The organism is Aeromonas jandaei, from assembly GCF_037890695.1.
Lineage (GTDB): Bacteria > Pseudomonadota > Gammaproteobacteria > Enterobacterales > Aeromonadaceae > Aeromonas > Aeromonas jandaei.
This window is the reverse complement of record NZ_CP149571.1, coordinates 975699-987949: the sequence shown is the minus strand read 5'-3', so window position 1 is coordinate 987949 and position 12251 is coordinate 975699. Positions and strand designations below refer to the sequence as shown.

The 12251-nt window shown below is 61.4% G+C and carries 11 protein-coding genes and 1 pseudogene; 5 read left to right on the top strand and 7 right to left on the bottom strand.

All coding sequences use genetic code 11. The features are described 5' to 3' along the window. Nucleotides 1–10: 10 nt before the first annotated feature. Together ilvM and ilvG are read right to left on the bottom strand one after the other, a co-directional pair. On the bottom strand, nt 11–301 hold the full coding sequence (ilvM, locus tag WE862_RS04830; protein WP_042031947.1) for an acetolactate synthase 2 small subunit: 291 nt from the start codon (nt 299–301) through the stop codon (nt 11–13). After that, on the bottom strand, nt 298–1944 hold the full coding sequence (ilvG, locus tag WE862_RS04825; protein ID WP_042031948.1) for an acetolactate synthase 2 catalytic subunit: 1647 nt from the start codon (nt 1942–1944) through the stop codon (nt 298–300). The genes ilvM and ilvG overlap by 4 nt, the downstream gene beginning before the upstream one ends. 384 nt (nt 1945–2328) lie before the next feature. On the opposite strand from ilvG, the gene WE862_RS04820 reads away from it, so the two are divergent. The 3 genes and pseudogenes from WE862_RS04820 (at nt 2329) to WE862_RS04810 (ending at nt 5842) form a co-directional block, all read left to right on the top strand. After that, nucleotides 2329–3843 (top strand): YifB family Mg chelatase-like AAA ATPase, encoded by a 1515-nt coding sequence (locus WE862_RS04820; protein ID WP_042031949.1) that lies wholly within the window; start codon nt 2329–2331, stop codon nt 3841–3843. A 126-nt stretch (nt 3844–3969) separates the two neighbouring features. Beyond that, nucleotides 3970–4870: pseudogene (locus tag WE862_RS04815) on the top strand (acyltransferase). A gap of 6 nt (nt 4871–4876) precedes the next feature. Continuing rightward, nucleotides 4877–5842: an acyltransferase gene (locus WE862_RS04810; RefSeq protein WP_042031951.1), complete on the top strand. Its 966-nt coding sequence runs from the start codon at nt 4877–4879 to the stop codon at nt 5840–5842. Here the strand turns inward: WE862_RS04810 and WE862_RS04805 are convergent. Together WE862_RS04805 and WE862_RS04800 are read right to left on the bottom strand one after the other, a co-directional pair. Then, nucleotides 5767–6270 carry a DUF523 domain-containing protein gene (locus tag WE862_RS04805; RefSeq protein WP_082035485.1) on the bottom strand — a complete coding sequence of 168 codons (504 nt, stop codon included), beginning with the start codon at nt 6268–6270 and terminating at the stop codon, nt 5767–5769. The two genes, WE862_RS04810 and WE862_RS04805, sit on opposite strands and share 76 nt — an antisense overlap. After that, complete coding sequence (locus tag WE862_RS04800) at nt 6267–6917, bottom strand: NUDIX hydrolase (protein ID WP_042031952.1); 651 nt, start codon at nt 6915–6917, stop codon at nt 6267–6269. The genes WE862_RS04805 and WE862_RS04800 overlap by 4 nt, the downstream gene beginning before the upstream one ends. Before the next feature lie 74 nt (nt 6918–6991). On the opposite strand from WE862_RS04800, the gene WE862_RS04795 reads away from it, so the two are divergent. Together WE862_RS04795 and pncB are read left to right on the top strand one after the other, a co-directional pair. Beyond that, a complete protein-coding gene (locus tag WE862_RS04795) occupies nt 6992–7627 on the top strand; it encodes a nicotinamidase (protein ID WP_042031953.1) in 636 nt (211 codons plus the stop codon). Between the two features lies 1 nt (nt 7628). Next, entirely contained in the window at nt 7629–8807 is a 1179-nt protein-coding gene (gene pncB / locus WE862_RS04790; RefSeq protein WP_041209470.1) for a nicotinate phosphoribosyltransferase, read from the top strand. 72 nt (nt 8808–8879) lie between these two features. On the opposite strand, the gene WE862_RS04785 is transcribed toward pncB, so the two are convergent. The 3 genes from WE862_RS04785 to ccoG form a co-directional block, all read right to left on the bottom strand. Next, nucleotides 8880–9488, bottom strand: a complete 609-nt coding sequence (locus WE862_RS04785) for a thiol:disulfide interchange protein DsbA/DsbL (protein ID WP_041209469.1) — start codon at nt 9486–9488, stop codon at nt 8880–8882. Nucleotides 9489–9704: 216 nt separating this feature from the next. Then, complete coding sequence (locus WE862_RS04780; RefSeq protein WP_042031954.1) at nt 9705–10694, bottom strand: serine/threonine protein kinase; 990 nt, start codon at nt 10692–10694, stop codon at nt 9705–9707. 74 nt (nt 10695–10768) lie between these two features. Continuing rightward, a complete protein-coding gene (ccoG, locus tag WE862_RS04775; protein ID WP_042031955.1) occupies nt 10769–12220 on the bottom strand; it encodes a cytochrome c oxidase accessory protein CcoG in 1452 nt (483 codons plus the stop codon). Nucleotides 12221–12251: the final 31 nt, after the last annotated feature.

Sequence of the window (12251 nt, the reverse complement as noted above, 5' to 3'; positions counted from 1 at the left end):
ACTTGGCTCCTTAAGCTCTGATCCGGGGTTGCTGTTCCAGTGCATCGACCCGGGAGACGTCCACCAGCTTCACCAGCTGGCTCCACAACTGCTGGATGGGACGCACCGACTCGACAGTAACCGTGATCCGCAGCTGTTGGCAATCCTGCTCCGCTCTCGTCTCCATAGTGAGGGCGCAGAGATTGAAGCCGCGGTGACGCACCACCCGCAGCACCCGCTCCATCACTTCGGGTCTGGGCTGGGCGTGGATATGCAGGGTGTGCTGTACAAATGCTGGCTGGGCAAGGGTGTGCGGGTTCATGGGCGTTGCTCCATCATCTGGTGGTTGGCGACTCCCGGCGGAACCAGGGGCCAGACGTTTTCTTCCTCTGAAATAGCCACATGCAGCAGATAGGCGCCTTCGCTCTCTAGCAGACGATCGAGGGCGCCGGCTATCTGCTCCTTGCATGTGATGGTCTCGCCCGGAATGCCGAAAGCGGCAGCCAGGGCGACGAAATCGGGGTTGTCGGAGAGGATGGTCTCGCTGTAGCGGCCGTCGAAGAACAGCTCCTGCCACTGGCGCACCATGCCGAGGCGCTGGTTATCCAGCAGCACCATCTTCACCTTGAGCTGGGCCCGGCGGATGGTGCCGAGCTCCTGCACGTTCATCATGAAAGAGCCATCACCGCTCACCAGCACCACTTCATCCTCCGGGCGCGACATCTTGGCGCCGATGGCGGCCGGCAGACCGAACCCCATGGTGCCGAGACCGGCGCTGGAGAGGTGGTTGCGCGGGCTGGTGAAGCGCATGTGCTGGGCCACCCACATCTGGTGCTGACCCACGTCGCAGGCGACCACGCTGCTCTCCGGCAACTTGGCAGATAGCTGTTTGAGCAGAGCCGGGGCATAGATGGCCTGACCCGGATGGTCGTAGCGAAACGCATATTCGCGGGCCATGGCGGCGCAGTGTTCACGCCAGGGGGCGATGTCGAGAGTCATGGTGAGGCGTGGCAACACCTGCTTGAGATCCGTGGTGATACCCACCTCGGCGGCACGGCGCTTGCCGAACTCGGCAGCATCCACATCGAGATGGATCACCTTGGCCTCGGGAGCAAACTCCTCCAGCTTGCCGGTCACCCGATCATCGAAACGGGCGCCCACCACCAGCAGCAGATCGCACTGCTGCACCGCGTAGTTGGCGGCCTTGGTGCCGTGCATGCCGAGCATGCCGAGATAAACGGGGCTATCGGGGTCGAGTGCGCCGATCCCCTTGAGAGTGGTGACCGCTGGCATGCCGGTGGCGGCGGCAAAGTCACGCAGCTGCTGCTCGGCATTGGCCATGCCCACTCCGCCACCGACGTAGAGTACCGGGCGCTTGGCGGCAGCCAGCAGGGTGCGGGCTGCGGTCAGCTCCGAGGGGTTGAGCACCTCCGGCTCTTCCACTGCAAACAGCGGGCTCTGGGCAGGCACCGCGGCCAGTTGCACATCCTTGGGCAGGTCGATCAGCACAGGGCCGGGGCGACCTTCGGTGGCGATGGCGAAAGCTTCTGCCAGCACCCGCCCCAGATCGGCGGCATCGGTCACCATGAAGGAGTGCTTGGTACAGGAGAGGGACATGCCGAGCACGTCGACCTCCTGAAACGCATCGGTACCGATGGCGGCACAAGGCACCTGCCCGCTGATGGCCACCAGCGGCACCGAATCGAGCAGCGCCTCCGCCAGACCGGTTACCAGATTGGTAGCGCCGGGGCCGGAAGTGGCAATGCAGACTCCCACCTGACCGGAGGCGCGGGCATAACCGACCGCGGCCATGGCGGCACCCTGCTCGTGGCGGCAGAGCTGATGGGCCAGACCACCGTCATACAGGGCATCGTAGACCGGCATGATGGCCCCGCCCGGGTAACCAAACACCTGGGTCACACCCTGTTTTTTGAGAGCCTGTACCAAAAACTGCGCGCCGTTCATGTGGAAAATCCTGTCCTTTGGTCGAAAAAAAACCCCCGGGCTGTGAGGCTCGGGGGTCGCTTGTTTCGTTCTGTCCGGTGGTGGGTCTATCCCTTGTTCCGTGCAGCTAAACGAGCCCCGAGCGGTGAGATAATAATCACCACTAGGACCACAATAATGCTGACGAAACGGGAGGCCATGTTCATAGTTACAACCGGAAATCCTGTGAAATTGGGGCGGTTTTTACCGCGAATGGATATTAGAACTAGCACGGTGATTTTTATTGGGCAAGCCTTTTTTCTGTGACAACCCACTGATTTTGGCTATTCCCCAGCCGGAACTCTGGAATAAAAAACCAACAACAAGCAGTTAGTCAGAACATATATCAACTCAAGGACGGGATTTATGTCATTAGCTGTGGTTTATAGCCGTGCCAGCCTCGGGATCGCGGCCCCGCAAGTTACAGTGGAAGTCCACCTCTCCAACGGCCTGCCCGCCTTCAACATGGTAGGCCTGCCGGAAACCTCGGTGAAAGAGTCGCGGGATCGGGTGCGCAGTGCCCTGCTCAACGGCAACTTCGAGTTCCCGAGCAAACACATCACGGTCAATCTAGCCCCCGCCGATCTGCCCAAGGAGGGGGGCCGTTTCGATCTGGCCATCGCCATCGGAATTCTCGCCGCTTCCAAGCAAATACCCGCAAAATATCTGCTCGATCACGAATTTTTGGGGGAGTTGGCCCTGACCGGCGAAATTCGCCCCGTGCTCGGGGTGCTGCCCGCCGTGCTCGCCTGCCGCGATGCGGGGCGCACCCTGCTGGTGCCGCGGGAAAACGGCCCCGAAGCCTCCCTGATTCAGGATGCCGAGGTGCGCACCGCTCACCAACTGCTGGCCGTCACCGCCTGGCTGGCCGGTCAGTACGAACTGCCGCTGCCAGATCAACAAAGCGCGAAGAGCCTGCCTGATGTACCGGATCTGCAGGATGTGATCGGCCAGTCACAGGCCAAGCGGGCGCTGGAAATCGCTGCCGCCGGCAGCCACAACCTGCTGTTCATCGGCCCGCCCGGCACCGGCAAGAGCATGTTGGCCAGCCGTCTGCCCGGCATCCTGCCGCCGCTGAACGAGCAGGAAGCGCAGCAGACCGCCGCCATCCACTCCATCGGCGGCCTTACTCCGCGCGCCGGCCACTGGCACCACAGACCATACCGCACACCCCACCACAGCGCCTCGGCGGTGGCACTGGTGGGCGGTGGCAGCCACCCGCGGCCCGGCGAAATATCGCTGGCTCACAACGGAGTGCTGTTTCTCGACGAGCTGCCCGAGTTCGAGCGCAAGGTGCTCGACTCCCTGCGCGAGCCGCTGGAGACGGGCCACATCACCATCAGCCGGGCCGCCCGCCAGGTGGATTTTCCCGCCCGCTTCCAGCTGGTGGGCGCCATGAACCCCAGCCCCTGCGGCCATTATGGCGATGGCCAGACCCGCTCCAGCCCGGATCAGATCCTGCGCTACCTCAGCAAGCTCTCCGGCCCCTTTCTCGACCGCTTCGACCTGACGGTGGAGGTGCCACTGCTGCCCAAGGGGAGTCTGACCGGCAAGGCGGAACGAGGGGAGTCGAGCCGGCAGATCCGCGATCGGGTACTGGCGGCACGGGAGCGCATGCTGAGCCGCAACGGCAAGCTCAACAACCTGCTAGATAGTCGCGAGATAGAGGATATTTGCCGACTATCACCGCAAGATGCCGAATTTTTGGAAGGTGCCATCCAGAAGCTGGGGCTCAGTATCCGGGCCTGGCACCGCATCCTGCGGGTGTCGCGTACCATCGCCGATCTGGCCGGGCAACCCGCCATCGGCAAGGAGCATCTTATCGAGGCGCTCGGCTACCGGGCCATGGATCGGCTGCTGTCGCGGCTGCGCAGCAGCTGACAGAAGGGAAAGGGTGAGTCCGGCGCAATAACTGCTCTGAATGGTCTCACGGGCCATCGGCTGATATTATGGCCACAGATCTGACCACTTGATGGCCCTTTATCGACAGCAAGACGGACCCGACTCATGCCCAACAAGCTGATAGAGCGACTGCGCGGCAGCCTCTCCACCCTGCTCTATTTTTTCAACACCCTCTTCTGGTTTGCTCCCATCTTCTCGCTGGGTCTGCTCAAACTTCTGCTCCCCATCAAGGGGTGGCGCACCCTCTGCAACTGGCTGCTGGATGGCTGTGCCAGCTGCTGGATCGGTTTCAACAATCTGATCCAGAAAACCATCATCAGAACCCCTTTCGATGTGGTCGGAGTGGACAAAGGGCGCCGGAATGAGTGGTATATGGTGATAGCCAACCATCAATCCTGGGTCGACATACTGGTACTGCAGCGGGTTTTTAACCAAAAAATTCCCTTCCTGAAGTTTTTCCTCAAGAAAGAGCTGATTTGGGTACCTTTTCTCGGTCTGGCATGGTGGGCGCTCGACTTCCCCTTCATGCGGCGATATTCCAGGAAATTTCTGGAAAAGCATCCCCATCTGAAGGGAAAAGACATAGAGACAACCCGTAAAGCCTGTGCCCGGTTCCGCCACATTCCGGTGAGCGTGATGAACTTCGTTGAGGGCACCCGCTTCACCAAGGGCAAACATCAGAAGCAGGGTTCGCCCTATCGTCACCTGCTCCATCCGCGCGCAGGCGGCATCGCCTTTACACTGGCCGCCATGGGTGACCAGTTGCATCAACTGGTGGATGTCACCATCGCCTACCCGGAGGGCATTCCCAGCTACTGGGATTTCATGTGCGGCCGGGTCGGGCAAATCAAGGTTCAGGTCCGCTATTTGCCGATCGACCGCAAACTGGTGGGGGATTACTTCAATGACCCCGAGTTCCAACAAGAGTTTCAGCAGTGGCTGAACGGGATCTGGCACGAGAACGAACCAGACCCTGAACCAGCTGCTGGCAACCAAGGCGCAGTAAACACTCATGTTATCCATGCTTACCGGCCCGCTGGTGCTGATCATCAGCGCCGGCCTGACCATTCTCTTTACCGCCTTGTGCGCCAGCCTGATCCTGCTGGTTTCGCTGGCCAAACTGCTGCTGCCGGTGCCAGCCTTTGGCCGCGCCTGCAGCCACCTCAACAACCGCTTCATGCGCCTGTGGCTGGCCTGCAACGCCCTGGTGATACGCCTCACCACCCGCATCGACTGGCAGGTGGAGGACAATACCAAGCTGCGCAAGGATGGCTGGTATCTCATCATCAGTAACCACATGAGCTGGACCGACATAGTGGTGCTCGGCCACCTGTTCCGTGATCGGCTGCCGGTGCCCAAGTTCTTCATGAAGCACGAGCTGATCTACATCCCGCTGTTGGGACTGGCCTGCTGGGGGCTCGACATGCCCTTTATGCGCCGCTATTCACGGGAATTCCTGCTGCGCAACCCGCACCTGCGCGGCAAGGATATCGAGACCACCCGCAATGCCTGCGAGAAGTTTCGCCATATCCCCACTACCGTCATCAATTTCGTGGAAGGGACCCGCTTCACCGAGCAGAAACGGGATGCCGCCCGCTCCCGCTATCGCCACCTGATGCCGCCCAAAGCGGCAGGACTGGCCTTTACGCTGGCCGCCATGGGGGGGCAGTTCGACAGCCTGATCAACGTCACTATCCGCTATCCGGACAACGCCGAAACCCCGTTCAAGGACTTCCTGATGGGGCGGGTAAAACGCATTCAGGTACGGATCGAGGAGCTGCCGGTGGATGAGGCGCTGATTGGGGATTACTTCAACGACAAGCAGTTCAAGCGCGGTTTTCAGGAGTGGCTAAACCAGCGCTGGCAGGAGAAGGACGAGGTGCTGGAGGGGTGGCAGAGCGGTCAGGCGCCGCTGCCGGTTGCCGCCAAATCCGGGGATGAATCCAAAGAGAGCGCAGAAGCCAACTCAGCCAATTGATCCTCGGAGAACACTGCAATGCCATGGCGGCGCAGCATGGCGGTGGTCTTGCCCTCGCCCGCCACAGAAACACCTTCGAAGCGGCCGTTATAGATACGGCCGCTGCCACATGAGGGGCTCCCCTCTTTCAGCAGGGCGAAGCGAATACCCTGCGCCTGACAGATTTCCAGCGCCAGCTCGGCGCCGTGGTCAAATTCGACAGTCACATCCAGTCCGCTCACCGTCATCACTCGCTCTCCCTGCCGCTCGGCAGGAGGACGCGGGGTCGGCAGACCGCCCGCCACTTCGGGGCAAAACGCCAGCGCCCGCCCCTCGGCACCGAGCTCACTCAGCCAGTCGCTGACGATCCCCTTGCTTTGACCATCGTAACGCACCGGCTGACCCAGCAGGCAGGCACTCACCAGCACTCGAACAGGGGATGTGCTCATGCTTCCGCTCCGTGCATCACCTGATCGAACATTACGCAGCAGGGGCTCTCCAGCCGGTAGAGAATGGCGGGGCGCTGCTTGCCGGTGCGCTTGCGACCGGTATCCACCAGAATGTCGGCGCGGTGGATCCGCTTGCGAAAGGCGGCCGTATTCATCGGCGTCTGCAGGATGATCTCGAAGGCGCGCTGCACCTCGGAGAGGGTGAATTCGGTACCCAGCAGTTGCAGCGGCAGGGTGCTGTAGCGGCTCTTGATGCGCAGTCGCTCCAGCCCCTTCGCGATGAGCTGGAGATGGTCGAAGGCGAGGCTCATGCCCGGCAGGGTCGAAACCGGATGCCAGCAACCATGGCGAGTCTCCACTTCAGGCGCCACCAGACAGAGGTAAACCAGGGTGGTGGACCAACCACGGGGATCCCGCTCCAGATTGCCGAGGGTACAGACCTGCTCGCTGTAGCAGTCACCCAGCCCCCACTCCGCCAGCAGACGGCGCTGGGCGGCGTCCAGATCCCGGTCCAGCGTCTCGTCAATGCGCAGGGCAGGCAGTTGCCAGCAGTTGGCAAAAGGGGGGCGATCGCGGGTCTCGAGCAGCAGTTCGAGCCGCTCCTCATGCAACCGCAGCACCACCATATCCAGACTCATTCTCAGCATCCCGATCGCCCTGCTCGCCTTCCATTAATGTTTGGTAGATAATATCACACGAATAGTATGTGCAGGAGCCAATCATGGGAACCGTCGCCAGTCTGGATATTGATGCGCAGAAGGGCTTTACCCCTCTCTGCCCGAACGAACTGCCCGTCGCGGGTGGGGATGATATTGTGGCGGCCCTCAACGCTCAGGCCACCCTCGCCAGCCTGCGCATCGGCAGCAAGGATGCCCACCCCGCCAATGCGGTCTGGGTGGCCAGCGAGCCTGCTACCATGCTGCAACCGCTTGATTTTCCTAACGCCGATCTCACCTGGCCGGTACACTGCGTCCCCGGCAGCAAGGGATTCGAGCTGCTCGATGGCCTGCCCGCCCCTATCGATTACGACTTCTTCATCTGGAAGGGAGTCGAGCCGGATCTGCACCCCTATGGCACCTGTTTCCACGATCTGGCCGAGCGCCGCAGCACCGGCCTCATCGAATTCCTGCAAGCCCATGGTGTCACCACTGTGCTGGTCGGCGGCCTCGCCACCGACTACTGCGTCAAGACCAGCGTGCTGCAACTGCGCCGCGCCGGTTTCCGGGTGATCGTCCACCTCGATGCCTGCCGTGGCATCGCACCCGAGACGATTGCCAGCGCCCACACCCAGATGATCGAGGCTGGCGCCGAACTGGCCCAGACCCTGACCGATGTTCAACGCCTGCTGGACGCCTGATATGCCCCCTATCCTAACCAGCCTGCTCGACACCGATGCCTACAAGCTGCACATGCAGCAAGCGGTGTTTCATCGCTATCCGGATGCCGAGGTGGTGGCTGAATTCCACAGCCGCAACGAAGAGGACCTGCTGCCCATGATGGGGCAGATCGAGGAGCAACTGCGCCTCGCCGGCTCCCTGCGGCTGACCAAATCCGAGCACCACTTTCTGGCCGAACGCCCCTTCTTCACCCCTGACTACCTCGACCATCTGCGCCGCAAGCCGCTCGACGCCTCCCTGCTGAAGGTGTTCGAACAGGATGGCCGCATCAATGTGCGGGTCGAGGGGCCGTGGCAGGATGTGATCCTGTGGGAGATCCCGGTGCTCGCCATCATCAGCGAGATGCGCAACCGCTTCCGCTACCCCCAGTTCGGCGTCAGCCACGCGCTGGAGCGGCTCGATCAGAAGCTCGACAAGCTGGAGCGAGAGCTGAGTCGCGACGAGATGAGCGAGTTCAACCTCATCGACTTCGGCACCCGCCGCCGCTTCTCACACGCGGTACAGGATGCCGTGGTGGGTCGCCTCAAGGAGCGGCTGCCGGCGTTTCGCGGCACCAGCAACTACATGCTGGCCCAGAAGTACCAGCTGCCTGCCGTCGGCACTCAGGCCCACGAGTGGTTCCAGGCTCACCAGCAGCTCGGCTTCCCGCTCGAACACAGCCAGCGCGCCGCCCTCACCAGCTGGCTGGACGAATTCACCGACCATCTCGGCATCGCGCTGACCGACTGCATCACCATGGATGCCTTCCTGCGCGACTTCGACTTCGAGCTGGCCAGCCGCTATCAGGGCTTGCGCCACGACTCCGGCGATCCCGTGGTGTGGGGCGAGAAGGCGATCAGCCACTATCAACGCCTCGGTATCGACCCTGCCGAGAAGACCCTGGTCTTCTCCGACGGCCTCAATCTCGACAAGGCGGTCGAACTGTTCCGTCACTTCCGCGGCCGCATCAACACCAGCTTCGGTATCGGCACCAAGCTCACCTGCGACCTGCCCGGCGTCAGCCCGATGAACATCGTGTTCAAGCTGATCGAGTGCAATGGCGGCCCGGTTGCCAAGATCTCCGACAGCCCGGGCAAGACCCTCTGCCGGGATGCGGAGTTTATCCGCAACCTCAAGCAGGCGTTCCACGTCGGGGTCTGACCTGCCAGATTACCAGAAAACAAAAAGCCCGCCGGTTTGCACCGGCGGGCTTTTTTATCGAATCAAGAGTGATCAGTCTTTCTTGGCCAGCAGGAATTTCACCAGCTGGTTGAACTGCTCCTGAGAGGAGATGGATTCAATCTTGATCATGTACTTGCCGTTCACCAGGAAGGCCGGTACGCCACGGATGTTGTAGCTCTCCATGTTGCGATCGAACTGGGAGACCATGCCGGACACGGCGAAGCTGTCGACGGCGCCGTCAAACTCTTCGGCCGGTACACCGTTAGCAACGAAGAGCTGCTTCACGTCATCGCGGCTCATCGGCGGCTGACGCTGAACATGGATCTTGTTGAAGATGGCCGGGGTCAGCTTGGCTTCGGCGTTGAGCAGGCTGGCAACGGCGTAGGCACGCTGCATCTCGGGGCCCATTTCACGGCCGAGGAAACCGACCGGGTTCTTCTTCAGGGTGACACCCTTGGGCAGCTCGGCTTTCATCTGCTCGACGATCGGTTCAAAGGTGGCGCAGTGCGGGCAGTAGTAGGAGAAGAACTCCATCACTTCCGGCTGGGCGGTACCAGTCTGTTTCACCACATCGTAGTTGACGCCTTCCTTGAACTCGGGGGCGGCGTGAACCATGGGGATCATCAGCATGGCAGCAAGGAAAAATAGGATTTTTTTCATGATGTTTCCTGTTAAGGGATCACTGTGAGGCACGCCCGGCGAACCGAAGCAGTGCCAAGCCTATTGCGTCACCACTGCCCAGTCAATGGCCAGAACAGGAGATTGAGTCCCTCTTGCCGCTCATTTCCTCCCCTCGCTGCCCACCGGTGATCAGGAGCGGCGACAGCCCGCGCATAACCGCTGCTGACTCATCCCCTGCCACTCCGGCCAGCTGGCTCACCAGCCGGGCGTCAGGGTGAGCGGCGGAGCCTTGAGCGCCTCCAGCTGGTCGTGCAGGGTCGCTATCTGCTGGCGCCAGTAGTGATCGGTATTGAACCAGGGGAAGTGACGGGGGAAGGCCGGGTCTTCCCAGCGCCGTGCCAGCCAGGCCATGTAGTGGACGATGCGCATCGCCCGCAGCGGCTCGATGAGTGCCAGCTCGCGGGGATCGAACTCCATGAACTCCTCGTAGCCTGCCAACAGGGTGTCGAGCTGGATCAGCTGCTCGTTGCGCTCGCCGCTGAGCATCATCCAGAGATCCTGAACGGCAGGGCCGGTGCGGCAATCATCGAGGTCGACGAACATGGGGCCATCACGCCAGAGGATGTTGCCCGGGTGGCAGTCTCCATGCAGGGAGATCTGTGCCACATCGAGGGTCATGGCGTCGCAGACATGCTTGATCAGCTCGTCCAGCACCCCGAAGAACTGTTTGGCCAGCCCGCTTGGCAGCCACTCGCCAGACGCCAGCAGCTGACGCGGCTCGTGCAGCATGCTATCCACGTCGAGGCGAACCCGGTGGTGGAACGGCTTGCTGGCACCGAGCTGATGGATGCGGCCAAGATAGCGCCCTACCCACTCCAGCTGGTCGAGGTTGTCCACCTCGAACTGGCGTCCCCCGACGCTCTGCCAGATGGCAAACGGGTAGCCCTCATGCTCCAGCAGGGTCTCGCCGGCAAAGGCGAGCGGCGCGGCGACCGGGATCTCCGCCTCACAGAGGCGGGCGGCAAACTCGTGCTCTTCGAGGATCTGGGCCCGGCTCCAGCGGCCGGGTCGGTAGAACTTCACCACATAGCGGCGACGATCCTCATCCTGAAACTGGTAGACCCGGTTTTCGTAGCTGTTGAGCTCGATAAGACCGGAGTCGAGCCGCAGACCGCTGAGATCCAGCGCATCCATAATGAGGTCGGGAGTGAGATCGGAATAGTTGAAACGCATGTCATCCACCATAAGAAAGGGGCGCCGTTGCGCCCCATTCTATCACTACTGCCCGCCATTGCCGTGCATGGCGGTAGGCCAGACCCTTACAACCGGCCGATAAACTTGCTGCCCTGACGCAGGTTGCCCTTGCTGTCATCAGGCGCCGCCCCCTCCCGTTTCAGCACGAACTGGATATCCAGCGTCGGCCGCTTCAGGTTGTAGGGATCCACCGCCAGACTGACCGGCAGGGTGTAGATCTCGCCTGCCTTCAGGGTCACTTCACGGGGGCCGAACCACTGATACTCGGGCAGCCCCTCCACATCCAGCTGGTAAGTCTGGGGTTGCAAGGTCTTGTTGAGGATCTTGAGGGTATAGGTGTTCTCGATGAGCCCGTCGTTATTCTCGCGGAACAGCTGGTTGCGATCCCGCAGGATATCGAGCCCCATCGGCATGATGGACATGGCGTTGTAGGCAAACACCCCCAGCATGGTGGCCATCACCAGGCCATAACCAATCAGCTTGGGCCGCGCCACATGGGTAGAGTCGTTGGCCAGCTTGTGCTCGGTGGTGTAGCTGATGAGCCCCTTCGGATACCCCATCCGCTCCATGGTCTGGTCACAGGCATCGACGCAGGCGCCGCAGTTGATGCACTCGTACTGCAGACCGTCACGGATATCGATACCGGTCGGGCAGACCTGCACGCAGAGGTCGCAGTCGATGCAATCACCCAGCCCCAGCGCCTTGTAATCGGCCTTGCGGGAGCGGGCACCGCGGGTCTCGCCCCGCTTGGGGTCATAGCCGACGATGAAGGTATCCTTGTCGAACATGGCGGACTGGAAGCGGGCATAGGGGCACATGTGGATACACATGATGGCACGCATCCAGCCGGCGTTGCCATAGGTGATGATGGTGAAAAAACTCACCCAGAACAGCACCCAACCGCTCGCCTTGAGGGTCAGCACATCCGGCACCAGCCGGGTCACATCCTGGAAGTAGGCGACAAAGGTCAGGCCGGTGACCAGCGAGATGAGCAGCCAGGCCAGATGCTTGGCCCCCTTGCGAGCCAGCTTCTCGCCGCTCCAGGGTGCTTCGTCCAGCTTGCGCCGCTTGTTGGCCGGCCCCTCCAGTTTCTCTTCGAACCAGATGAACATGAAGGTCCAGACAGTCTGCGGGCAGAGATAGCCACACCAGACCCGACCGAGGAAAGTGGTAATAAAGAAGAGCCCGAAGGCGGCGATCATGAAGAGCCAGGCGAGCAGGGTCAGATCCTGCGGCCAGATGGTGGCACCAAAGACATGGAACTGCTGATGGCCGAGGTCGAACAGCACCGCCTGTCGCCCCTCGTAGCGCAGCCAGGGCAGCAGCACGAAGAGGGCAACGAAGAACCAGCCCATCCCTTTGCGCACCCGCTGCCAGTAACCGGTCTGGGCCCGGACGTAGATACGGTTGCCGGGGTTGAATCTGTCATCGCTGGCTTTGAACGTATTGGGGTTGAAAGTCCCGGTTACGCTCTTGTCGGTGACATCCTTGATATCGATTTTCTCGTGATCGGCCATTGCAAGACATCGCTCCCTTATTTGTTATGGA